The organism is Rickettsia gravesii BWI-1, assembly GCF_000485845.1.
Taxonomy (GTDB): Bacteria; Pseudomonadota; Alphaproteobacteria; order Rickettsiales; family Rickettsiaceae; genus Rickettsia; species Rickettsia rickettsii.
In genome coordinates, this window is the sequence record NZ_AWXL01000012.1 from 21,480 (window position 1) to 44,992 (window position 23,513).

Here is a 23,513-nt window from a genome sequence, read left to right on the forward strand (position 1 = left end):
TTAAATATATTTCATTATTTTTATGGCAGTTACAAATTCCATTAAAGATATTAAATTAAAGAATTTTAATAAAACTGTTAAAAAGACATTATCTTCTCCTGATGCAGACAAGGCATTGACAAGCTTTATTTATGACCTTGCATCTCCAAAGAAAAAAATATTACCAGTTAATATAGGAGCATTATTAAAAGGTGCGAAGTTTGCCTTCACTAATCCCGTAAATAGTTATAATCTTGTTAAACTTGCAAGCCTCTCTGATATATATCTTGATTCAAAGTTTCAAAAATCTGTTCTTGAAAAATTCGAAATATAGGATTTTCTAAAAAAGCATGCCGATGATTTACCAAAAATAGGACAAATCTTAGTAAAAGCAGGTTTTAGAGAATTTCAAGAAGGTAGTTTTCTAGATCACAAGGGTCTTACAACATTAAAAGAATGTTTTAAAAATGATGCTGTACTTAAAAGCCTTCAAGAAATTGCACTTGAGATAAAGCAAGAAGTACCGGACTATAATAAAATAACTTCTAAAACATTAGAAATGTTATCCACGGATAAAAATTGCTTAAAATTTTTTAATGAAAAAGGTAACGATATTGTGAATTACATAACTGAAATACTTCCAAGCGACTATATAAAAGCTTTTGATAATATATTACAAACACCTCAAAGTAATGATACATATGCAAAAGTTATAAAAATATTTAATGAACATCCTGAGTTTAAACAAGAGCTGGCTGAAAATATAAACAATCCTAATGCTCTAAAAAGGTTTAATAAATTATCTTCTGAAAAATAAATAATTATAGCAGGTTTCTTAATAGAAACTAAAGAACAAGCTAAACCTTTCTTAAAAAGAATATTTTGAAAGCTATAAAGTTGATCCGAGTATTGTAGATACTATTCCTACTTTATTAAATAAAATGCCTGAAACAACAAAGATTTTTGATACTCTGAATGCAAATCAAGGAGTAATGGTGGTTCTTGAGAAATCTTTAGAAATGGTAGCAGGTGACGATAAATTAAAAAGTTTTTTTGCTGATAATAAAACAGTCTTACCAGATATTGCCTCAGTTATTATTGAAAATACTCCGAATATACAAAGCATGATGGAAGAATATAATTTTGATAAACTAATGCTTAGTATAGTAGGTGAAGTTATGTCAAAACCGGAAATTGTACATGCTATTATTACAGATATAAATAAAGGCGATGATATGACCGTAACAAGCCGTGTAATTACTGCTTTTAACGAACCTTCATTTAAGTTAAAATATATTAGTAGAGCAAAGTAAAGAGGGTTTATTCGATAATTTAATTAAAGGCGTTTTAGAGCAAGATGAAAAAAATAGCCAAACTATAAACAGCAGCTTGAAAATTATGGACTAGAAACAAAAGATACTACAAAACTTACGAATGTAATGCCTATATTACTTGATAATCCGGAATCATTAAAAAAGGTTTTTAATGGAAAAATTAACTAAAGATAATCCCGAGATCAAAAAATATTTAAACGATAATAAGGAAATATTTACAGGTATTTTAGATAAAACTTTAAAAGATGTACCCGGTATAAATAAGCTCGATAAGAAAGAATTATATAGTATACTAACACCTATGCTCAATCAACCGGATAAGCTGATTCAAATCTTAGAAAATATTGAAAATAAAAAATATATTAATGTTGCTACTAGTATAGGTAGTTTAGTTTGGAAAGAAGGGCAAGCACTGAATATTATTAAACAAATACTAAATGTTGTTAAAGCGGGAGTTGGTTATTTTAATCAAAAATCTAATAAGAAACCAGAATTAGAAAATAAAGTTCCGGCTGATGTATTAAAAGAAGCACAAAGTATCGTCTTAAATTTAAATAGTAAGATTAATATTGTAGGACCTAATACAAATACACTTCCCATTACTCCTATTTCCAATAATAAAAAGAAAGAAGAAATACGTAGATAAGCTATATAGTTTTAAAAGGGTTTTTTAAAGTGTGAGTAAATTCTTCTTGGTTAGCATATTCCAATGTGATTTTGTCTTGTATCTGATTTTTAAACCAAGTAACTTGTCTTTTAGCATACTGACGGGTTCGTATTTGAGCTGCATTTAAAGCCTCATCTAAAGTGAGATTGCCGTTTAAATAAGCTAAAATTTCTTTTATCCCTACAGCTTTCAAATTCGTATAATCTTTAGGAGCAAATTGCTTTTTTATTAAAGCTATTTCGTCAATTGCCCCTTCTTTAAATATTTTATCTAAACGCTCATCACATGTTTTATATAAAAATTTTCGCTCAGGATTTAAGAAAATAATTTTGAAATTAAAATCAGATAAGATTTGTTCTTTTGGCAAAGTTTGAAAAGAAAAAATAGATTTACTGGTTTGCATGAGTACTTCATAAGCTCTAATTAAACGCTGAGTATCATTTTGGTTTATTTTAGAAGCAGCAAGCGGGTCAAGCTTCTCTAATTTACCCCATAATTCTATATTGCCTATTTTAGCATGTAAATTTCTTACCTGTTCTCGTAAATCTTCTGATATATCAGGAATATTATTATAGCCAAAAACTAAAGAATTGATATATAAACCCGTTCCACCTATTAATATAGGTAGCTTACCCCTGTCGGTTATTTCTTTTATTTTTTCTGTCGCAAGTTTTAGATATTTTATTACCGAGAAATCTTCTGTCATTGATAAGAAGTTATATAAATGATACAAGATTTCAGTTTTGTAGCTTTTCGGAGGGGAGGCGGTAATAATAGGAATTTCCTTATAAACCTGCATTGAGTCGATATTAATGATTTCGCCGTTATAAGCTTTAGCCAGTTCATGACCTAAATAAGACTTCCCGCTAGCAGTCGGCCCGCATAATATAATTATACTCTTCTGCTTTGAAGAATTGTTTCTGCAAAACTTTGGATCACCTATTAAATATAGGCTGTGCGTACTCGCTCCTCGTTTTACATTCCCATTCTCCAAATCATTTGAGTATATTTCTTTCTTTATCACTTGTTTAACTAATAAATACGAACTTGTATCGTCATTGCAAGCCAGCATTTATGCTAGCGTGGCAATCTCAGGAGTTTTTTTTATATTATCTTATGAGATTGCCGCGTCGCTGCTAACGCAACTTCTCGCAATGACGGAAAAACATATCCATGTAACAACGCCTTGCAGGAATGACCTCATATCCTTAAACGGTTTCATCAGTATTAATACAATGGTCAGACTATTTAAACCGTTAGATGCGGCTACGTCACTGTTAAGTTTAAAAATGAGAGGATTATCAGTAGGCTCAAGGTCTTTATGTTTTATTACTAATGGTGCCTCAATGTGTTAATATTTAATGTTATTTGCACCTATTGGCGTTATTGTAGTAACTAATTTAGTATCAACAAATGAGTGATTGATATCTGAGATTTTTAACATATTATTTTTCTTTATATTAATTTAATGTAAGAAAAATATATAAAATTCTATTTTAGAAAGCAATAATGTTTTAATAATTAATTAATAACCCGTATTTTTCAAGATATTTATTAATTATAGTGATTATTTCCTCTAAACCATTCTTACTATCTGATTCAGCCCTTGCAACTATAATAGATTCGGTATTAGAGCTACGCAAGAGCCACCAACCATGTGCAGTATTTACCCGTACACCGTCTATATCATTAAACTCTATTTTCTCTTCTAATGATTTTTCTTTAATCTCTTTAATAATTTGTAATTTTAACTCTGAAGGAACAAAAATTTTAATTTCCGGTGTACTATAGCTTTTCGGTACATCCTCTATTATCTCATCTAGAGTTTTACTTGATCTACTAAGTAAATCTAAAAATCTAAGAGCTGCATAAATTGCATCGTCAAAACCAAAATATTTATCGGCAAAGAATATATGCCCGCTCATTTCACCAGCGAGTAAAGCCTTTGTCTCAAGCATTTTGCTTTTAATAAAAGGATGACCTGTTCGCCATATTATAGGATGTCCTCCATATGATTTTATTTTAGCGACTATAAATTGGCTGACTTTTACATCAACTATTATAGTTGCATTTGGATTTTCCTTTAAAATATCCTCAGCAAAAATGCATAAAATTTGATCACCGAATAATATTTTACCGCTTGAGCTTATAATGCCGATTCTATCACCGTCACCGTCAAAAGCTATACCAAGGTCACAATTTTGTTCTTTAACCACTTTTATTAGCTCCTGCAAATTAGCAGGATTTGTAGGATCAGGATGATGGTTTGGAAAATTCCCGTCAATCTTACTATGTATGATCATATTCTTGTTTGAGAGATGCTTTTTAAGTTCTTCAACAATATCGCCGGTTGCTCCATTGCCGCAATCCCAAGCTACTTTTAATTTTGGATTAATGTTTATTCCATCTAAAATACGTTTTAGGTATTTAGATTGTATATTATGGATTCCTGCTTTTGCAGGAATGACATAAGGGGATGCTGGTGTGGTATTGGAGTAGTTATCCAAAATCTTAGTCAATAACTCCTGTATCTGATCACCGAAAAAAGGTTTACCGTTTTGTAGTATTTTAAAGCCGTTATCGTCACGAGGATTGTGTGATCCCGTGACCATAATACTACCGGCAGGCGTAAAGTGTTTATCGGCAAAATATAAAACCGGCGTTGGAACTACGCCAATATTTATGATTTCAGCCCCTGCATTAGTTAATCCTAGTTCTAAAGCTTTACAAAGGGTAGGGGAGCTAAGCCGACCGTCTAAACCGACACAGATTTTATCGTTATCTTTCGTTATAGTCATCTCGGCAAAACCAAAGCCGATTTTATAAGCTACTTCTTCCGTTAAATCTTTAAGGCTATTGCCTCTTATATCATAAGCCCTAAAAATTTCTTTGTTAATTTGCATAGAAAACTGTTTTGAATATTATTACATGACTCTTATGTCATTCCTGCAAAAGAGCCTTGTTGCATGGCTCGGAAAACCTACTCGATGTCATCCCCGCCTACGCGGGAATGACATAAAACAATTCATGCAATAACACCTGCAAGTCGCTCGCAATGACGAATTTGCATAGTCTAGAAACTAAAGCTCTCACCTAAATACACTTCCTTAACTTTCTTGCTATTTGCTATTTCCTTAGCACTTCCTTCTAATAATACTTTACCTTCAAAAATAACATAAGCACGGTCGACTATATCTAGAGTATCACGTACGTTATGGTCGGTAATTAATATACCTATATTAAATTCACGTAAATAAGTAATTAGATTTTTGATATCGGAAATAGCAAGCGGGTCAATACCGGCAAGCGGTTCATCAAGCATGATAAATTTAGGCTCTATTGCAAGTGCACGTGCAATCTCAAGCCTACGCCTTTCACCGCCTGATAAGCTAGCAGCGGATAAATCTTTTAAATGAACTATCGAAAACTTCTCTAACAAATTATGAGTTTTGTGTTCAATTACTTCTTTATCATTGTCAGATATCTCAACTACAGCCTTAATATTATCTTCAACCGACAATTCCCGAAATATCGAAGGTTCTTGAAGAAGATAGCCGAGTCCAAGCCTTGCTCGTAAATAAATAGGCAAGTTGGTAATATTTATATCATTTAAAAGTAATTGCCCTGAGTCCAGTTTCATTAAACCGATAATAATGTTAAAGCAAGTTGTTTTACCGGCTCCATTCGGACCGAATAAACCAACTATCTCTCCTTGTTTTATATTCAGAGATATATCAGTTAATATATTCCTTTTTTTGTAGGATTTTGATATATTTTTAACGTGTAAGCTGTCCATCTTTTTTATTTGTTAAGATTTTGTTGCGTGGATTAATTTTCAACGTCATTGTGAGAAAATTACGTAAGTAATTGACGAAGCAATCCAGTTAAAAATACTAATCTTTAGCATTTTTTTTAATTATTTTCTGGATTGTCACACTTTTTGCAATCGCTTGCAATGACGTACCAACGGTAAATAGCTCTATTTCTTAATAATATCTACATAGTAGATTAGTTTATTAGTTTTTAAAACATTATCGTCACGCTGTAATATTACATTACCAAGTAGAATAAGTTGTTTATTATCACAAAAATATTTAGCACTATCTGCAAGTAATAATTCATTATTTATTTTTCTTTCTACAGTCAATTTAGTAGGGACAACTATATAATCAATAGTTTGCTTTTCATCTATTGTTTTATAAAAAATATATAATTCTTTCGTTCTCAGTATCGCATTATCGAAGTAAACAATAACATTTCCAAGATATGCTGCTTTTTGTTTGGTTCTATCAATGATTAAACTATCAGATGTGATATGTAAATTTGAAATATTTTTATCATTAGCATATATTATGGTACTAATTATAAGAAGTAAAACAAGTTTAATAATAGACATCTTTCCACACTTCGCTTCTAGAGGTAATTTAGACGTCGAATCGGTACTCGTATCCTCACGTACTTCTTTGTACGCTGTGGTGCTGCGTTCCATGTCTCCTTTAAATTCCTCTCTATAAGCTGGTTTGGAAAGATGTCTAATCCGATAAATCGATGATTGTAGAGACATTGCCTTTAAAAATTATAATATTATTTTCATCTTTCGTATTAAAACTATCCGAAGTAATTGAAGAGTTTTTGTAAAGTAACTTAGCAGGGGAATGACCGGTTATATTCTTATTTACTAAATCAATCCTTGCATCGTTAGTATTAAATATGATCCCATCAAAAAAAAGTTTTACATCGTTTTTTAAATCTAATATGTTTGATTCTTCATCTAAAAAGCCTTCGTTCGCATTGATAATAAGAGTTTGGTCTTGATTTACATTATAAATAGCATTTATTATATCTAATTTATATTTGTTATTCGACTCTTTTATAGCTCGTTCAGTTTTAATCTTATACGCATTTAAATTTTTATTTACTCCTTCAAAAATTGAATCTTTCAATATAATATTATACTTTAAATCAAAATTTTTATTATCTTTTAAACTTTTTTTTGTAACGTTAATATCGTTTTCTTCATTAATATAACCGCTTTTAATTAATATATATCCTATATACAAAATTCCAATTGTTATTAAAAGATATACAGATTTCCAAATTTTTTTTCGCCATTTATAAGAAGAGGGCATAGATTTTAGCTCACCCCTATGCGTAGTAAATCATGAATATGAATAATGCCTATAATAATATTATCATCAACAATCGGTATATTAGTGATATTCTTGGCTTTCATTAAATTTAAAGCCTCTTTTGCAAATATTTCCGATGAGATATGAATAGGGTTTTTGGTCATAATGCTTGATGCTGTTTTTAAGTGGATTTGATCGTTAATATGACGACGTAAATCCCCATCGGTTATAATTCCCACCAAATTTTGGTTTTTATCTGTTACAAGCGTACAACCTAAACGTTTTTTATTCATAATAATTATAGTTTCGGCAAAGGAAGTATCTTCATATACTAAAGGTATTTCATCACCGCTATGCATTAGGTTTTTAATTTTTGTTAAATTAGCACCAATTGTACCTCCCGGATGATAAATTTTAAAATCATCTTTAGTAAAGCCTCGTTTTTCATGTATAACAGTCATTAAAGCATCACCGAGTGATAGCATGATTAAAGATGATATAGTAGGAGCTCCAATTACAGAAGCTTCTGGATATTCAGGTACTATTAATAAAAAATCGCTTCTTTTAGCTAGAGTAGAATTTTTATTCATTGTCATTGCAGCAATTTTTATGGAAGAGTTCTTGCAATATTCAATTATATTAAATAGTTCTTTAGTTTCACCGGAATTAGATAACATAATGACTAGATCGTTTCTCGTCACCATACCTAAATCGCCGTGACTTGCTTCTGCCGGGTGTAAATAAAAAGCAGGCATACCGGTTGAAGAAAAGCTAGCAGCTATTTTTCTTGCAATATAACCGCTTTTGCCTATGCCGGTTAGAATTATCCGTCCGTTGAAAGATAGTAAAAATTCTATAATTCTGTTAAAGTCTTCAGGGATATTTTCGGATAATTTTTCTAAAGCACTTGCTTCACTAGAAATAACCCTTTTTGCGATGATGCGGTAATTATTTGTGTCGGTCATTTATTTACTCATTGTCATACCGTGGCTTGTTCACGGTATCCAGCAAATTATTAGTATTATGAGCTATTTTTGTGGATACCCGAACCGTCATTGCGAGCAGCCGTAGGCTGCGCGGCAATCTCATGAAATAATAACAAACTCCTGAGATTGCTTCATCAATTACTGCGTAATTTCCTCGCAATGACGATTAAGCTTCATATCAATTAAAATACTTACGTTCTGTAATTACTTCAGCAGTTTCAGCATTATTATCTTCATTCCAAGCTCGTTTTTTACTAGAATCACGTCGCTGCTCAGGTTCTGAATTGTCCTTAGCATTATTAACATTAGTTTTTGGTTTTGTATTATTTGAAGATTTATCTTTATCGGCATTTTTAATAGTTAATTTTGCTTTGCCTTTATTATCAAAGCCTATTAGCTTAACTGTTACTATATCGCCTTGTTTTAAAACACTGCTAACCGTTTCTATTCTTTCTTCTGAAACTTCACTAATATGAACAAAGCCGTCTTTATTACCTAAATAATTAATAAAAGCACCGGAATCTAAGACTTTCATTACCATACCGTTAAATATTTCACCGATTTCAGGTTCAACGGTAATAGCTTTAATTTTATCTAAGGCAACTTTTAGCTTATCTCTATCTGAAGCATAAACAGACACCGTACCGTCATCGCTTATATCTATTTTAGCACCGCTAGTTTCACAAATTTCCTTTATTACTTTACCGCCCGGTCCTATAATATCTCTAATTTTATCCTTATCTATTTTTATAGTAGTAGTAGAAGGAGCATTTTTACTTAGTTCGTTATTTGGTTTACTGATAACTTTATTCATTTGCTCCAGTATATGCAAACGACCGAGTCGTGCTTGCTCTAAAGCTACTTTCATTATTTTGAAATCTACTCCGGATATTTTGATATCCATTTGTAATGCAGTAATCCCTTCGCTAGTTCCTGCAACCTTAAAGTCCATATCACCGAAATAATCCTCATCGCCGAGAATATCCGATAATACGGCAAATTTTTTGCCTTCCTTAACAAGTCCCATAGCAATACCCGCAACCGGTGCTTTTATCGGTACGCCGGCATACATTAAGGCAAGAGAACTACCGCAAACAGTTGCCATTGAAGAAGAACCGTTAGACTCCGTAGTTTCGGCAACTACTCTAATAGAATAAGGAAATTGTACTTTATTAGGTAATATTGGATTAATAGCACGCCATGCGAGTTTACTGTGTCCGACTTCACGACGACTAGGTGCTTTCATCGGCATTGCTTCATTTACAGAGTAGGGCGGAAAGATATAATTGAGCATAAAACGCTCTTTATACTCACCCTCTAAACTGCCAACTATCTGCTCATCTAAACTAGTACCGAATGTAGTACTAACTAAGCTTTGCGTTTCACCTCTAGTAAATAAAGCTGAACCATGTGTGGAAGGTAGTAAACCTATTTCACAAGCAATTTGTCTTATATCCGTGGTACTTCTTCCATCGATACGTCTATTTTTTTCTAAAATCTCGTTACGTAATATATTTGATTCAATAGCTTTTAAAGCTGATTCGATTTGATAATTACTATATTTTTTATTTTCTATGTCGCTTACAAAATGTGTAAGAACTTTTTCAGGTATTAAATCTAAATTAGTGCTACGTTCTTGTTTAGATTTAATTGCAAAAGCTTGTTCAATTTCTTTTACAAATAACTTCTCAATTTCTTTCTTTAATGAAGCAGGATATAAATCTTGCATTTCAAGTTTTGGTTTTTTAGCTTCTTCTGCTAGTTCTTTAATTATCTTTATTATCGGCTGAAAGCTTTCAAATCCAAATTTTATGGCTTCTAACATTTGTTCTTCAGAGAGTAAATGAGCTTCCGATTCAACCATCATTACTGAATTTGATGTTCCTGCAACTACTAAATCAAGCTGACTTGTTTTTAATAATTCAAGTGTCGGATTTAAAACAAATTCACCATTGATTAAACCTACTTTACTTGCTGCAACTGTTTCTAGATAAGGAGCAGGGGATATGCTAAGTGCAGCCGATGCACCGATAATTGCAAGTATATCTACCGGAGCTTCAGGATCATATGAAAGAACACTGCAAGTTACATGCGTTTCATTCACAAAAGCCGGATGAAATAATGGTCTAATCGGTCTATCTATTAAACGAGATACTAAAACTTCTCTATCTGATGCTTTTCCCTCATGTTTAAAAAATCCCCCTGGTATCTTACCGGCAGCATATGCCATTTCTCTATAATTAATTGTTAAAGGAAAAAAACCTATGCCCTCTTTTGCTTTGTTAGCTACTACTGCCGTACATAATAAAACGGAATTACCCATTTTTACCGTAACTGCCCCGTCAGCTTGCCTTGCTATTTTACCTGTACTAAGCTCAAGAACTTTTCCGTTCCATGTAACACTCTTAGTTATTTCGTTAAACATCTATTTATCTCATTTCATAATTTATATTTTATTGTATTCTACCAAGTCATTGCGAGGAAAATTACGAAGTAATTCGACGAAGCAATCTCAGGATATTTGACGAGATTGCCATGCAACCTACGGTTGCTCGCAATGACGATTATCCAACTACTTAATCTTTCTAATTCCTAGCTTGCTTATTAAATCTAAATATTTGCTAACATTATTCTTTTTAATATAGTTAAGTAATCTGCGGCGACGCCCGACTAAAATTAATAATCCGCGTCTTGAAGTATGATCTTTATGGTTAGATTTAAAATGCTCGATTAAATTATTGATTCTTTCAGTTAAGATAGCACATTGCACTGCACTTGAACCGGTATCATTTTCCGTTATAGCATATTCTTTAATTAATTGTTGTTTACGTTCTGTAGTAATCGACATCGATAATTTCTCCTTAAATATATAGACTTCCAGTTTTAAAAGAAGTCTTGTGTTAAATTAAATACTCGTAAAGAATTAAAGCAACTCTTGTTTAAGCTACCTATTGCAAGCAAAGTGCCTTTATAGCGAACCCATAAAAGATCAACAGACATTTTGCCAAACTCTACTTCTAGAGGTAATTTGTACGTTAATCCGGTACTCGCATTCTCACGTACTAAAGTGTACGCTGTGGTGCTGTGTTCCGTGTTTCCTTCAAATTCCTCTCTATAAGCAAATTTGGCAAGATGTCTAAAGTCTTTTTCATAATTAAATAAACATTTCTGTCCATATTTAATTTGCTGTGCTTGGCTATCAGTTGCATCAAGAACCAGGATGTCGTCCAGTATTGCTTCTATCTTTATACTTTTTTCCTCTAGAGAATTTTTGGTAATTTTGTCAGGCGATTTAATTCGGATAGCATTTTCTTCTTTAAATATTCCAACCTGAGTACGGCGTAATTCTATCACAAATCCTAAACTTTGCAAGGACAATGCCAAATCTTCTGCTAAAGTCCTTATATAAGTACCTTTTGAGCATTCCGTATAGTATGTAGCGGTAGCATTTTTCTCATCAAAATTTAAACATTTTAGATCATAAATAGTTATATTTCGTGGCTTTAATTCTACTTTTTTTCCCTCTCTAGCCAATTTATAAGCTCTTACACCGTTAACTTTAAGAGCTGAAAAAGCCGGCGGTATTTGTGTTACGTTACCGATAAATTTAGAACATACAGCATAAGCTTCTTCTTGAGAAGGGATACAATCTTTCGTTGCTATTACTTTACCGGCATAATCGCCGCTATTGGTTTGCGTTCCGAATTTTACGGTAAAAATATAGGTTTTTCTAGCATCAATTAGCAGATGTATCAGCTTTGTAGCTTCACCTACAGCAAGTGGTAATATTCCTTCCGCTTCTACGTCTAAAGTACCGGCATGTCCTATCTTGATTTTACCAAGTATTTTTTTTACTATGCTAACAAGTTGAGCAGAACTTATACCTCTTGGTTTATAAATATTTAACCAATAATTACTCATTTTAATTTGATTTTAATTTGACTTAAATTTAGAAAATCTTTAATATATAACTCTAGCCAATAGCAAGATAGGTTAGACCAAATAATGATGATTAACCCCAGTAATATAGAAAATTCTTCCTCTAAAATCAATAGCTGTTTTTCCAAACTTACCGATTATATCTGGCCTATAAAACGCCATGAAGTTTCTAAATTTTTATTCATCACTTTATTAATGTTCTGTATTTTATTTATCCAAAATCTAATCAGAGCTTTAAAAGATAGTATTGTTACTACTATGATCGGTGTCGAGATTATCTCGTTTTTGAAGTTTTGGGGAGTGATGCCGTCAGCTTTTTTAATGACTGCTATATATGTAAAGCTTATTAATAAGATGAAAGCAGAAAATATATTTTATCTTATTATATCAATATTTTTAACATTCTTTGCTCTTTTTGCTTACGTTATTTTTCCAAATCATGAAATGCTGCATTTAAGCCCTGTAACCGTTCAAAATTTAACGGCAAGTTTACCTAATTTAAAATGGTTTATATTGCTTTTATCAAAATGGAGTTTTTCATTATTTTATATAATAGCCGAATTATGGCCAAACGTAGTTTTCGCATTACTTTTTTGGCAGTTTGTTAATAATATTACTACAGTGGAAGAATCTAAAAGATTTTATCCGTTATTCGGTTTACTGAGTCAAACAGGTATTTATTTAGCAGGGCAGTTTTTAGAAAATCTAAGTAATATTAATGATTACGTAACTAATAAATTTGCATTGCAATCATCTTTTCATACACTTTCTATACAAATTATACTAACTATAGTATTAATTTTAGGAATAATAGCTATTAAAACTTTTTGGTTGCTTAATCATAAAGTACTAGACAAAGAGCATATGGCATTACTTAGGTTTAAAGCAAAGAAAAAATCTATGACTATTGCCGAAAGTTTTCAGATGCTTCTATCGTCAAGACATATTAGATTAATTGCAACTTTGCTTATCTGCTATGGCATTGCCATTAATTTAGTAGAAGGTCCTTGGAAAGCAGCAGCTACTAAAATTTATAAAACTCCAACCGAATATGCAGCTTTTATAGGAAGTTATTTGAGCTATACCGGAGTATTGACTATTTTATTTGTCGTACTTGGTTCAAATATAGTTAGAAGACTTGGCTGGTTTACGGCGGCTGTTATCACCCCTTTAATAGTTTTTATTACCGGTATATTATTTTTTGCCGTTAATAATTTTGAAAGATTTGCCGGCTTAATAATAGCAAATTTTATTCTAACCGATCCTGCTTTAATTGCTATAACAATAGGTGCTATTCAAAATGTGCTTAGTAAATCAAGCAAATATACCTTATTTGATTCAACGAAAGAAATGGCCTATGTTCCTTTAGATCCGGAAATAAAAATAAAAGGTAAAGCTGCTGCCGACGTGATAGGTACAAAACTCGGTAAATCTGGTAGTGCATTTTTACAATCATTGGTATTTATAATATTACCTTCCGCTAGTTATCAATCTATTTCCATCTGTTTAATGATTATATTTATAATTACTTGCTTAACCTGGCTTTGGGCAACTAAAGCACTCAATAAAGAATATAAAAATTCTATTAAATTTTCTCAATAATAATACTTGATATTACTAAAATCTCTATATACTATCTTTGACAGTATAACACAAACTGTGAAAAAAGGATATGTTATGTCGTTCCCGCGTAGGCGGGAATCCAGAAAAAAGCGAAATAAATTGAGCTTTTAATTTAAAAATATAGTGTGCTTAGACTTTTTAGTGACTGGATGCCCGCCTACGCGGGAATGACATAGAGGGTAAAGATCAACGTAACAACATCGGCTTGACTACGCATCACTTACAGTTTGTGCTAATTAATTTTTGGTTAAATGAGAGGTTTTATGAGTAAAGACGGTAACCTAGATACAAGTGAATTTGATCCTTTAGCAAATAAGGAATATACAGAAGAACAAGAGCAAAAAGAATTTTTATCTCAAACTACAACCCCAGAACTAGAAGCTGACGATGGTTTTATCGTTACTTCTGCATCTTCTGCTCAATTTACCCCTTCAATTAGTGCTTTATCGGACAATATCTCTCCTGACAGTCAGATATCAGACCCAATAACCAAGGCTGTAAGGGAAACAATTATACAACCGCAAAAAGATAATTTAATAGAACAAATATTAAAAAACCTGGCAGTCCTTACAGACCGTGATTTAGCTGAACAAAAAAGAAAAGAAATAGAAGAAGAAAAAGATAAAGCATTAAGTACTTTTTTCGGTAATCCGGCTAATAGAGAGTTTATTGATAAGGCTTTAGAAAATCCTGAGCTTAAAAAGAAATTAGAATCAATAGAAATAGCCGGCTATAAAAATATTCATAATACATTTAGTGCCGCTAGTGGGTACCCTGGTGGATTTAAACCGGTACAGTGGGAAAATCAAGTAAGTGCAAGCGATCTTAGAGCAACAGTAGTTAAAAATGATGCAGGTGATGAACTCTGTACCTTAAATGAAGCAACTGTTAAAACTAAGCCTTTTACTTTAGCTAAACAAGACGGTACTCAGGTTCAGATCAGCTCATATAGGGAAATAGATTTTCCTATAAAACTTGATAAAGCCGATGGATCAATGCATTTATCGATGGTAGCATTAAAAGCTGATGGCACAAAGCCCTCTAAAGATAAAGCCGTATATTTCACTGTCCACTACGAAGAAGGACCAAACGGTAAACCTCAACTTAAAGAAATAAGCTCACCAAAACCTTTAAAATTTGTCGGAACCGGAGATGATGCAATAGCTTATATAGAGCATGGTGGAGAAATTTATACACTTGCGGTAACACGCGGTAAATATAAAGAAATGATGAAAGAGGTAGAACTAAACCAAGGGCAGAGCGTTGATTTATCGCAAGCTGAAGATATTATAATAGGACAAGGACAAAGTAAGGAACAACCGCTAATAACTCCACAGCAAACAGCAAGTTCATCGGTTGAACCACCTCAGTATAAACAACAAGTACCGCCAATTACTACTAACCAACCACTACAACCTGAGACTTTACAAATGCCACAGTCGCATCTTAATGCAGCTACGGCTTTATCAGGCAGCATGCAAGATTTATTAAATTATGTAAATGCAGGTTTAACAAAAGAAATTGATAGCAATAAACAGATTGATTTAATTAAAGAAACAGCCACGGTAATTCTTAATAATGAGAAAAGTGATATTGCTGAAAAGCAGGCTAATATCATTGCTTTAGCTGAAAATACGGTCAATAATAAAAACCTCACACCGGACGCAAAAGTAGCTGGAGTCAATGCAGTATTAGAAACCATAAAAAATGATCAGAATACCCCAGACCTGGAAAAATCGAAAATGCTTGAAGCTACAGTAGCTATCGCTTTAAATTCAGAAAATCTTGAGCTGAAGCAAAAACAGCAGATGTTAGAAAAGGCAGTAGATGTCGGTTTAAGTCTTAAAGATGATGCAAGTAGAGCTGTAGCAATTGACGGTATTACGGATGCTGTAATAAAAAGTAACCTTTTTACTGAAAATAAAGGGGCAATGCTTATAGCAGTAGGTGATAAGGTTAATGTCTCTGAATTAAGCAATGCGGAAAAACAAAAATTATTAGGTTCTGTATTAAAGAAAGGTGTAGAAGCCCAAGTTCTCAGTCCGGCACAACAACAATTGATGCAGCAGAATTTAGATAAGATTACGGCGGAACAAACTAAAAAAGATACAATAAAAAAAGTAAATGATATTTTATTTGATCCTCTAAGTAATACTGAATTAAAAACAACAAACATACAAGCCATTACGTCTAATGTTTTAGATGGTCTGGCTACAGCAGAAGTCAAAGGCGAAATAATTCAAGAAATTACTAACACAGTTGCAGGAAGCTCGCTTGAAGCTCAAGACAAAGCAGCGATTGTTAAAGGGGTAGGCGAGACTATAGCTACTCATAGTGATACCTCTTTATCCTTTAAAGCGCTTATTATGGCATCAGCGGAAAAAGGTATTGCAGAAAGTAAGACCAATTTACCTGATAGAGAGCTAATGACTAAAGGGTTAGTAGACGGTATTTATGAAGGCAAAGGAGGTCCTGAAATAACTAAGGCAGTTTCTAGCGGAATCGATAATAGTAATATTAATGACTCTGAGAAAGAGGCACTTAAAAAAGCTAAAGATGCAGCGAGTGAAGCAGCTTTAGATAGAGAAACTCAAAATTTAACTGAAGGGTTAAAAGGACAGAATATAGAAGAACACAAGCCTCGTGATGATATATATAACAAAGCTCAGGAAATAATTAACGCTGTTAACCCTGTTATAGAAGCATTAGAAAAATCTAAAGAACCGGTAGTGTCGGCAGAAGAAAGGATTGTACAAGAAACTTCTAGTATATTAAATAATATCTCTAAGTTTACAATTGAGAAAGTCAATAATTTTCGTGCTATACTTTCTCCAAATGGTAACCTTAAAACTCTTGAAGAAAAAAAAGAAGAATCAATAAAAAAAGTAGATGAGCTGGTAAAGGCATTTGGTACTAAATCTTCTATTGAAGAACAGCAAAGTTTCATTAAAGCTAATTTAATTGATGATAAAACTTTATCTAAAGAGGTACGTTTACAAACTATAGATAAGTTATTACAAGAACAAGTACAAAAACGAGCAGAAGCAATTGAAAACCCTAGTATTAAAACGGAAGATGTAAGAGTAGTATCAGGAAAGTCTAAATTGAAACCTATAAGTAAAGATGAGCCGGATATTGAAAAAGCTAAAATGGTAGTAGGAAGAGATAGAGTTAATATCAAAGAGAGTATAAAAATTATGGGAGCATTAATGAATGCAAGAGATAGCATGCAGTCGGAAAATTTAAATAAATCAACGCCTATTAAAAGAGCGTCTTCCCCTCCACAACGCTGATCAAGATTTGTATTCTGTATATTATTAAGGTAAGCAATGTTATTCCCGCTTCTGCGGGGATGACATAAATGATATCATAACATAATCAGGATGGCAGCTTGCCTTTATGCATTAGTTTTTAGTTTTTCTTTTCCAGCTAAACATTTTACTAAATTATTAACGGCTTGTTGTTCTTCCGTGCTATTAATTTTCATAAAATTTCTTGACACTTCAATGCACATACGTTGATGTTGAGTATGTACGGGCTGCGGTTTATTAGCTTCTTCTAAACCTTCAAAGAAATAATCAATATTCCTATCTAAAGCTTCTGCGATTAGTACTAGCCTTCCTACAGAAATTCTATTAATTGCTTTTTCGTATTTTTGTAATTGTTGATGCGTAACATCAATTACTTCAGCAAGTTGTTGACGAGACAACCCCTTAGCGAGTCTTAAAGAATAAATTTTCTTGCCGATAAAACTATCGATTTTTTGTATAATATCGTTTTTTCTACCCATTATCCTCTCCTTGGTTACTAATTATATCTATATTTAAAAATTTTCTTTGAACAAAAATTATATTATCCTATATTATTATAAAACATATGTGGTTATTAATAATTTAATACCATTAAATTTATCCAAGTGTAAGTAGAAATAATACCATAAATTAATATTATAAGCAACTATAAAATAACATTTTTTAAGTTTTTTGTAATCATTTGGTAAATAATTATTAAAGAATAAAATTATTTCTTATCAAATAAAAATATCATAAAAACTTTAAAATTATTTTTAAAATATGAATACCTTATGTTTTAAAAACTTATTTACTGAAGCACAAATTACAATTTATAAAGAAATAAAATTTTGGTATATTATAGAAAAATATAAAATTAATAATAACAACTTAACTTTTATAATGAGAAAAATTTTTAATTGTCTTTACGTAGCCTTATTTAGAACAATAGAAGATGATGGCGTTGAACATTCGGGATATATGTCATTCATGATACTTTTATCTATTTTCCCTTTCCTAGTATTCTTATTAGCTTTAACAAGCTTTTTAGGAGCTTCAGAACTTGGTCAAAATTTTATACAAATTTTTCTAGAGAGTCTTCCGGAACAAGCAACGGAATCAATAGAAAAAAGAATACGAGAATTACTAAGTGCTCCTCCTCAAAGTTTAATGAATCTTGCCATAGTAGGCAGTATTTGGACTGCTTCTTCTTTTGTAGAATGTTTAAGGACTATTTTAAATCGTGTATATCAAATAAAATCTCCACCCCCTTATATAAGAAGAAGATTACTTAGTATTATACAGTTTCTTATAATTAGTGCATTGATTACCTTTACTATGTTTCTTTTAGTGGTTATTCCAATATTATTTACAAAAATTCCGATAATATTAGAGACCATTGAAAAATATAAGATCATTTTAAATTTTATAAGATATTCTTTAATTTTAATTTTATTATTTTTAGGTGCCTCGTCTTTGTATTATATATTACCTAATGTAAAACTAAATTTTATTGATGTATTTCCAGGGGCTTTATTAACTGTGATATTATGGATAATAAGCGGTTATTTGCTTTCAACTTATATAGTCTACTATAATCAATTAAATCTAATGTATGGTTCCCTTGGTAGTATAATAGTTACATTAATATTCTTCTATATTATAAATATGATATTTATCTATGGTGCAGAATTTAATTATCTAATGAAAAATTATGAAAATATGGAGTGAAGTGCAGCTTAAAGCACTTAATCAGTATTTAGTTTTACAAAAATAAAATAATTAATTGAAACAATTTCGGCAGTTTTATATTTAATATTTTATATCAATCTTTATTTTAGTTGTAAAAAACAATTATTGTTTAGTTTTTAGGTTTTGTGCACAAAATACAAATTATTAAAAAAAAAATCTGGTTTAAATAACATAAAGCTCTCCTGAGATGATGTCGGTAATGGAGTTAAATTATATTGTGGATCGAAAGCATTCCCGTAAATTTTTTCTATTGTTTGGAGCGAACTTGGAGATTTTAAAGCCAACAATATTGACTTTAAAATAGTAAAAATTGCTATATATGGATCGGTTTCGGGGGAAGATAAGCGATGTTCTAAACGTTTGGGAAAAGCATTTGGGGTTCGTACGGCTACGCTTCTATTATTTCCACCGTACGATATATGCGTAGGAGCCATAAATTTTTTATTTATCCGTGAATAATCTAGAGTAGTAGGCATAAAAACGAGTAGGGTGTCTAACATATAGTGACATAGCCCTTGCGCTGCTAAAAAATAATCATTGAACTCGGAATTAAAATTAATATGAAAATGCATACTATTGCCATAATCATCCAAAAACGGCTTAGGCGAAAAATCTATATAACCGTTTAACTGCTGTGCCATTTTTTTTAAAATAGTTTTAACCTCTAATATATTTTTTATATATTGTATTAAGTTTACAGAAGGGGGAAGATCTATTTCAAATTGGTTATTACCTTTTTCTTTTTTTATTTTAGCAATTTTAAATCTAGCTAAGTATTTTCTTGAAAGTATTTCAAATTTAGCTATATCAATATTGTGACTTAAATAAAACTCTATTTCTACGCCGATAATAGGGATTAGGTTATAGTCTTGATGAAATTGTGCTATTATTTTTTCTAGCCGTTTATTTTTTTGTAAACGACCGGATAAAGTATTAATAAAACTATTATAATTAATATGGAGTATTTTCATGGAAGGATTAATAAACGGATCAGTTTATTATAAAATTTTTGATAAAACATTCAATAATTCTAGTCATAGATATATAAAAAAAAATAACTCTATAAATGAAACAGAAATAGTTGAAAACAAAAAATCTATTACTACTTATTTTAAAGCACAAGATATTTTAATTTTAAACCAAGTACATGGCAATCAAATTGTTAATGCTGATGAGTCCATAATTGCCGTACCTGAAGCAGATGGCAGCATTACAACTAAGAAAAATTTAGTATTAGCGGTACAATCGGCAGATTGTGTACCGGTATTACTTGCAAGCGGCGACGGTAAAATAATCGGAGCGGCACATGCAGGTTGGAAAGGAAGTATAAATAATATTATTAGTAATATAGTTACTAAAATAACAGAAAAAGGAGCAAAGAATTTAATAGCAGTGATAGGTCCTGCTATAGCTCAAAGTTCATATGAAGTTGATGATGAATATTATAAAGCTTTCTTAAGTAAGGATATTAACAATAAACAGTTTTTTATAAACTCTATAAAAGAAAATCATTATATGTTTGATTTACCGGCTTTTGTAGAGTTAAAACTTAAAGAAGCAGGCGTCAAAGATATAAAAAATATTGCTGAAGATACTTACACAAATCCGTTAAAATATCCAAGTAAAAGACGCTCATATCATTTGCAAGAACCTTATAATCAGAATATATTATCAGCTATCGTAATGAAATAATGGTATTGCTAAATAAATATTGATGGTTTGAAAAAGCTACACTATTGCAAGGAGGCGTTGTTGCATGGACACTGAGTCATCATTGTGAGCAGCCATAGGCTGCGTGGCAATCTAGAAAATAATTAAAAAATTCTGTAAATTAGAATTTTTTACTGGATTGTTTCGTCAATTACTTTGTAATTTCTTCGCAATGACGGGAAAACCGGTCTACGCAACAATGCTCACTCGCAATAACGATATCTATCTTTATTTAGCAATGCAAAAATAACTCTTCATTTATCGGAGTATATTAATGAATCAAGATAAACCTTACTATCAAATAGTTTATGCACCAAACTATATTTTTAAAAAACAAGCAGAATATATAGACATTGTTGATAATAATATTCGTACTATTGTCGATAAAATGCTTCAGAATTTACATATAGAAAGGGTAGTGGGCTTGGGTGCTAATATGGTAGGAATATGAAAGCGTATAGCGGTAGTTGACCTACATGAAAATAATAAATTATCGCCTATAGTTTTTATTAATCCGGACATAACTTATTTTTCGGAAGAAAAACAAACTGTTATTGAGGGTTCTTTATCGTTTCCAGGCATTGAAGCATCTATTACACGATCAAAAGCAATCAAGGTAAAATATCTTGATTATAACAGTAATAAGCAAGAACTAGCAGCAGAAGGCTTTTTAGCAACTGTAATTCAGCATGAAATAGATTATTTAAACGGCAAAACTTTCTTAGATTATTTATCAAAACTTAAGCGTGATACATTACTTAAAAAGATGCTAAAACATATAAAACTCCATCCTCCACATATTCACGGTAGCGGTTGTAGGCATTAGACATTTTCTCAAACTTCGCTTCTAGAGGTAATTTATACATCAAGCCTAGACTCGTATCCTCACGTACTAGTGTGTACGCTGCGGTGATAAGTGCTTCCGTAGCTCCTTTAAATTCCTCTCTATAAGCGTTTGGAAAGATGTCTATTAAAGTTTTTGACATTTAAATTTAAAATATGTTATAACTGACTAGTTAATTAACTAGTTAATTATATGAAAAACACAATTACAGCCTTTGATGCTAAAACCCATTTTTCTAAATTATTAGACCGAGCTAGTAAAGGTGAAGAAATTTTAATTACTAAAAGAGGGAAAGCTGCTGCAAAAATTGTTCCTATTGATTCTCATAATAATATTGAAATAGCAAAGATTGCAGCTCTTAGACTGCGAAAACTTGCAAAAGAAATTAATTTACAACCATCGGATTTAGAAGTATGGCTAAATTACAAAAATGAGGGTAAGAAGTAAAAAATGGTCTCTTTTGTTTTAGATTCTTCAATTGCTTTATCATGGCTTATGCCTGATGAAGTAGCAAGCTTGGATATACTAGATAAAACCATAACAGAAAGAGCAATTGTCCCTGCTATTTGGGGGCTTGAGATTGGAAATGTATTATTATGTGCAGAGCGTGCAAAACGTCTTACTGCAAATCAACGTCACCAAGCAATTTATACTTTAAAGGATCTTTACATCAAAATTGATCAAATAACACTGGAACATATATGGTTTGAGACAATGGATTTAGCCGTACAATATGGATTAACACTTTATGATGCTAGCTATTTAGAGCTAGCATTACGCTGTGGGTTACCAATAGCAACACTTGATAAATCCTTAAAACAAGCAAGTAAAGCCGCTGGGGTCGTAGTATTGTGATCACATCTTCACAAGTCGTAGCCAAGCTGCCCAGTCACGTTTGCCTAAATCTTCTTCAAACGATAATAAGTCTTTTACCGTCTGCTTACATATTTCTACGGAAGGAATTATAAGCTCTTGTTCTTTTGTAGAATTTAGTAGGCATTGCGTTTTACAAGCTTGTTCTAAATGGTAAGTATAAAACATAGCTTCATGAATAGTTTTGCCGCAGGTAATAGCACCGTGATTACGAAGTAACATCACATAATTCTGTTTAAGGTCAGTAACAAGTCTACTACTCTGTTTGTCGGCATCTAGTACTAGAGAATTATAATTATGATATGATATTCTATCGTAAAAATGTAATGCCCATTGACTGATCGGTAAAAGCCCGCATTTTAAAGCAGAAACGGCAATAGCTGCAGGAGTATGATAATGAAAAATGGCAGAAATATCAGGGCGTGTTTTATAAATACTACCATGAATAAAGTAACCGGTTTTATTATATTGATATTCTTCCCCTTCTAAAATTTGTCCGTCTAAACTAACTTTTAAAAGATTCTTTGTAGTTACTTCTTCAAATCTTAGTCCAAAAGGATAAATATAGTAAAAATCGGCATTTTTAGGTCTTGCGGATAGATGCGTATAAGTATGATCATCCAGCGATAAATACGCCATTATTCGGTAAGCAGCAGCTAAATTATATTTTATATCCATAATTGTTAAAATCTATATTGGTTTTATGTTATTCTCGCGTGATGTTGTTGCGTGAATCAGCTTTCCCGTCTGAGCTACGGAAATTGCATAGCAATTGACGAAGCAATCTCAGAAGTCTGTTATTATTTTATGAGATTGCCACGCAAGTACTACAATTGCTCGCAATGATGGGGTAATATCTACACAACAAGCCCACACAGGAATAACATAGGAACTGTGCAACAAATCCTCAACGCTATTTAAAAGGAGCGTATACCGCTGCTTCCTTTGTTTCTATAATCGCTTCTTTAGGAGCTTTTATGCATTCTTGTAAGGATTTCTTACCTAAATATGGTACTAGATTATAATTTAATATATAACATTGTAAATTATCTTTCTTACCGCTAAAGTTAAATTCAATTTTATTACCTTGCTCCAATAGCTTTTTAACTTCTGTTGTTTGCTGGATAAAATTCTTTTGTTCTAAGTTTAAGTGTTTGATTCTTAGTATATTTTTTACTACGGAAAACGTAGAAACAGCAAGAAGCAGAGGGAATATAAATAACTCTTTATTACTTTGCTTGTGTAAGAAAATACTATTTTTAACATACGAAGCTGCAATCATTCCGATAGCTATAACATAACATCCAAGATATCTAAGTAACGATGCCCCTCTAATTGCCTCTTCATAACTAAAGTTAAAGAAATATAAATATAACCGCCACAAAGC

Annotated in this window: 19 protein-coding genes and 5 pseudogenes; 9 read left to right on the forward strand and 15 right to left on the reverse strand. The window is 31.8% G+C overall.

Annotation, left to right across the window (positions count from 1 at the left end; all coding sequences use genetic code 11):
- Positions 1-22: 22 nt before the first annotated feature.
- Positions 23-1,788: pseudogene (locus RGRA_RS13410) on the forward strand (pentapeptide repeat-containing protein); the annotation flags it as partial.
- A gap of 172 nt (positions 1,789-1,960) precedes the next feature.
- On the opposite strand, the gene miaA reads toward RGRA_RS13410, so the two are convergent.
- The 10 genes and pseudogenes from miaA to truB all read right to left on the reverse strand — a co-directional run bounded on the left by miaA (position 1,961) and on the right by truB (position 12,016).
- Positions 1,961-3,052, reverse strand: coding sequence for a tRNA (adenosine(37)-N6)-dimethylallyltransferase MiaA (gene miaA / locus RGRA_RS0104175; RefSeq protein ID WP_017442955.1), 1,092 nt, complete (start codon positions 3,050-3,052; stop codon positions 1,961-1,963).
- 162 nt (positions 3,053-3,214) lie between these two features.
- Positions 3,215-3,424 (reverse strand): annotated as a pseudogene (locus RGRA_RS14590) (hypothetical protein); the annotation flags it as partial.
- Between the two features lie 70 nt (positions 3,425-3,494).
- Positions 3,495-4,883, reverse strand: coding sequence for a phosphomannomutase/phosphoglucomutase (locus RGRA_RS0104180; RefSeq protein ID WP_017442956.1), 1,389 nt, complete (start codon positions 4,881-4,883; stop codon positions 3,495-3,497).
- 170 nt (positions 4,884-5,053) lie between these two features.
- Positions 5,054-5,776, reverse strand: coding sequence for an LPS export ABC transporter ATP-binding protein (gene lptB / locus RGRA_RS0104185; RefSeq protein WP_017442957.1), 723 nt, complete (start codon positions 5,774-5,776; stop codon positions 5,054-5,056).
- 183 nt (positions 5,777-5,959) lie between these two features.
- Complete coding sequence (locus RGRA_RS0104190) at positions 5,960-6,376, reverse strand: LptA/OstA family protein (protein WP_410525675.1); 417 nt, start codon at positions 6,374-6,376, stop codon at positions 5,960-5,962.
- A 136-nt stretch (positions 6,377-6,512) separates the two neighbouring features.
- Positions 6,513-7,109, reverse strand: coding sequence for an LPS export ABC transporter periplasmic protein LptC (gene lptC / locus RGRA_RS0104195; protein ID WP_024547296.1), 597 nt, complete (start codon positions 7,107-7,109; stop codon positions 6,513-6,515).
- A gap of 5 nt (positions 7,110-7,114) precedes the next feature.
- Positions 7,115-8,074, reverse strand: a complete 960-nt coding sequence (locus RGRA_RS0104200) for a KpsF/GutQ family sugar-phosphate isomerase (RefSeq protein ID WP_017442931.1) — start codon at positions 8,072-8,074, stop codon at positions 7,115-7,117.
- Between the two features lie 199 nt (positions 8,075-8,273).
- Positions 8,274-10,520, reverse strand: coding sequence for a polyribonucleotide nucleotidyltransferase (pnp, locus tag RGRA_RS0104205; RefSeq protein WP_017442933.1), 2,247 nt, complete (start codon positions 10,518-10,520; stop codon positions 8,274-8,276).
- 147 nt (positions 10,521-10,667) lie between these two features.
- Positions 10,668-10,943: a 30S ribosomal protein S15 gene (rpsO, locus tag RGRA_RS0104210; RefSeq protein WP_017442934.1), complete on the reverse strand. Its 276-nt coding sequence runs from the start codon at positions 10,941-10,943 to the stop codon at positions 10,668-10,670.
- A gap of 35 nt (positions 10,944-10,978) precedes the next feature.
- Positions 10,979-12,016 (reverse strand): tRNA pseudouridine(55) synthase TruB, encoded by a 1,038-nt coding sequence (truB, locus tag RGRA_RS0104215; RefSeq protein WP_017442935.1) that lies wholly within the window; start codon positions 12,014-12,016, stop codon positions 10,979-10,981.
- A gap of 84 nt (positions 12,017-12,100) precedes the next feature.
- Between truB and tlc4 the strand changes: the two genes are divergently transcribed.
- Positions 12,101-13,636, forward strand: a complete 1,536-nt coding sequence (gene tlc4, locus RGRA_RS0104220) for an NTP/NDP exchange transporter Tlc4 (RefSeq protein WP_017442936.1) — start codon at positions 12,101-12,103, stop codon at positions 13,634-13,636.
- A gap of 272 nt (positions 13,637-13,908) precedes the next feature.
- A complete protein-coding gene (locus tag RGRA_RS0104225; RefSeq protein ID WP_017442937.1) occupies positions 13,909-16,950 on the forward strand; it encodes a Sca4 family spreading effector in 3,042 nt (1,013 codons plus the stop codon).
- A 104-nt stretch (positions 16,951-17,054) separates the two neighbouring features.
- Here RGRA_RS0104225 and RGRA_RS0104230 read toward each other — a convergent pair whose 3' ends face one another.
- Positions 17,055-17,447: a helix-turn-helix domain-containing protein gene (locus RGRA_RS0104230; RefSeq protein WP_011271056.1), complete on the reverse strand. Its 393-nt coding sequence runs from the start codon at positions 17,445-17,447 to the stop codon at positions 17,055-17,057.
- Between the two features lie 403 nt (positions 17,448-17,850).
- Between RGRA_RS0104230 and RGRA_RS0104235 the strand changes: the two genes are divergently transcribed.
- Positions 17,851-18,678: a YihY/virulence factor BrkB family protein gene (locus RGRA_RS0104235; RefSeq protein ID WP_024547297.1), complete on the forward strand. Its 828-nt coding sequence runs from the start codon at positions 17,851-17,853 to the stop codon at positions 18,676-18,678.
- A gap of 137 nt (positions 18,679-18,815) precedes the next feature.
- Here RGRA_RS0104235 and RGRA_RS0104240 read toward each other — a convergent pair whose 3' ends face one another.
- Positions 18,816-19,670 carry a type I glutamate--ammonia ligase gene (locus RGRA_RS0104240; protein ID WP_017442939.1) on the reverse strand — a complete coding sequence of 285 codons (855 nt, stop codon included), beginning with the start codon at positions 19,668-19,670 and terminating at the stop codon, positions 18,816-18,818.
- Between RGRA_RS0104240 and pgeF the strand changes: the two genes are divergently transcribed.
- The 3 genes and pseudogenes from pgeF (at position 19,669) to def (ending at position 21,235) form a co-directional block, all read left to right on the forward strand.
- On the forward strand, positions 19,669-20,391 hold the full coding sequence (gene pgeF, locus RGRA_RS0104245) for a peptidoglycan editing factor PgeF (RefSeq protein WP_012150859.1): 723 nt from the start codon (positions 19,669-19,671) through the stop codon (positions 20,389-20,391). The genes RGRA_RS0104240 and pgeF overlap by 2 nt on opposite strands.
- A 101-nt stretch (positions 20,392-20,492) precedes the next feature.
- A pseudogene (locus tag RGRA_RS14335) lies at positions 20,493-20,595 on the forward strand (lytic transglycosylase domain-containing protein); the annotation flags it as partial.
- Positions 20,596-20,683: 88 nt separating this feature from the next.
- A pseudogene (gene def / locus RGRA_RS08855) lies at positions 20,684-21,235 on the forward strand (peptide deformylase).
- Here the strand turns inward: def and RGRA_RS0104255 are convergent.
- Positions 21,168-21,395 carry a palindromic element RPE1 domain-containing protein gene (locus tag RGRA_RS0104255; RefSeq protein WP_017442940.1) on the reverse strand — a complete coding sequence of 76 codons (228 nt, stop codon included), beginning with the start codon at positions 21,393-21,395 and terminating at the stop codon, positions 21,168-21,170. The pseudogene def and the gene RGRA_RS0104255 overlap by 68 nt on opposite strands.
- Before the next feature lie 50 nt (positions 21,396-21,445).
- Between RGRA_RS0104255 and RGRA_RS0104260 the strand changes: the two genes are divergently transcribed.
- Positions 21,446-21,700, forward strand: coding sequence for a type II toxin-antitoxin system Phd/YefM family antitoxin (locus RGRA_RS0104260; RefSeq protein WP_014409207.1), 255 nt, complete (start codon positions 21,446-21,448; stop codon positions 21,698-21,700).
- Between the two features lie 3 nt (positions 21,701-21,703).
- Positions 21,704-22,108, forward strand: coding sequence for a type II toxin-antitoxin system VapC family toxin (locus RGRA_RS0104265; protein ID WP_017442941.1), 405 nt, complete (start codon positions 21,704-21,706; stop codon positions 22,106-22,108).
- On the opposite strand, the gene RGRA_RS0104270 is transcribed toward RGRA_RS0104265, so the two are convergent.
- Positions 22,109-22,804: a class II aldolase/adducin family protein gene (locus RGRA_RS0104270; protein WP_017442942.1), complete on the reverse strand. Its 696-nt coding sequence runs from the start codon at positions 22,802-22,804 to the stop codon at positions 22,109-22,111.
- 235 nt (positions 22,805-23,039) lie between these two features.
- Positions 23,040-23,513, reverse strand: a pseudogene (locus tag RGRA_RS0104275) (hypothetical protein); the annotation flags it as partial.

Excerpts from the sequence above, each read along its gene's own strand:
- rpsO (WP_017442934.1), bottom strand. The coding sequence starts at position 10,943 with ATGTCGATTACTACAGAACGTAAACAACAATTAATTAAAGAATATGCT.
- RGRA_RS0104225 (WP_017442937.1), top strand. The coding sequence starts at position 13,909 with ATGAGAGGTTTTATGAGTAAAGACGGTAACCTAGATACAAGTGAATTT.
- RGRA_RS0104200 (WP_017442931.1), bottom strand. The coding sequence starts at position 8,074 with ATGACCGACACAAATAATTACCGCATCATCGCAAAAAGGGTTATTTCT.
- RGRA_RS0104240 (WP_017442939.1), bottom strand. The coding sequence starts at position 19,670 with ATGAAAATACTCCATATTAATTATAATAGTTTTATTAATACTTTATCC.
- pnp (WP_017442933.1), bottom strand. The coding sequence starts at position 10,520 with ATGTTTAACGAAATAACTAAGAGTGTTACATGGAACGGAAAAGTTCTT.
- tlc4 (WP_017442936.1), top strand. The coding sequence starts at position 12,101 with ATGATGATTAACCCCAGTAATATAGAAAATTCTTCCTCTAAAATCAAT.
- RGRA_RS0104235 (WP_024547297.1), top strand. The coding sequence starts at position 17,851 with ATGAGAAAAATTTTTAATTGTCTTTACGTAGCCTTATTTAGAACAATA.
- RGRA_RS0104260 (WP_014409207.1), top strand. The coding sequence starts at position 21,446 with ATGAAAAACACAATTACAGCCTTTGATGCTAAAACCCATTTTTCTAAA.
- RGRA_RS0104270 (WP_017442942.1), bottom strand. The coding sequence starts at position 22,804 with ATGGATATAAAATATAATTTAGCTGCTGCTTACCGAATAATGGCGTAT.
- RGRA_RS0104265 (WP_017442941.1), top strand. The coding sequence starts at position 21,704 with ATGGTCTCTTTTGTTTTAGATTCTTCAATTGCTTTATCATGGCTTATG.
- lptB (WP_017442957.1), bottom strand. The coding sequence starts at position 5,776 with ATGGACAGCTTACACGTTAAAAATATATCAAAATCCTACAAAAAAAGG.
- miaA (WP_017442955.1), bottom strand. The coding sequence starts at position 3,052 with ATGCTGGCTTGCAATGACGATACAAGTTCGTATTTATTAGTTAAACAA.
- truB (WP_017442935.1), bottom strand. The coding sequence starts at position 12,016 with ATGAGTAATTATTGGTTAAATATTTATAAACCAAGAGGTATAAGTTCT.
- RGRA_RS0104180 (WP_017442956.1), bottom strand. The coding sequence starts at position 4,883 with ATGCAAATTAACAAAGAAATTTTTAGGGCTTATGATATAAGAGGCAAT.
- pgeF (WP_012150859.1), top strand. The coding sequence starts at position 19,669 with ATGGAAGGATTAATAAACGGATCAGTTTATTATAAAATTTTTGATAAA.
- lptC (WP_024547296.1), bottom strand. The coding sequence starts at position 7,109 with ATGCCCTCTTCTTATAAATGGCGAAAAAAAATTTGGAAATCTGTATAT.
- RGRA_RS0104190 (WP_410525675.1), bottom strand. The coding sequence starts at position 6,376 with ATGTCTATTATTAAACTTGTTTTACTTCTTATAATTAGTACCATAATA.
- RGRA_RS0104255 (WP_017442940.1), bottom strand. The coding sequence starts at position 21,395 with ATGTCAAAAACTTTAATAGACATCTTTCCAAACGCTTATAGAGAGGAA.
- RGRA_RS0104230 (WP_011271056.1), bottom strand. The coding sequence starts at position 17,447 with ATGGGTAGAAAAAACGATATTATACAAAAAATCGATAGTTTTATCGGC.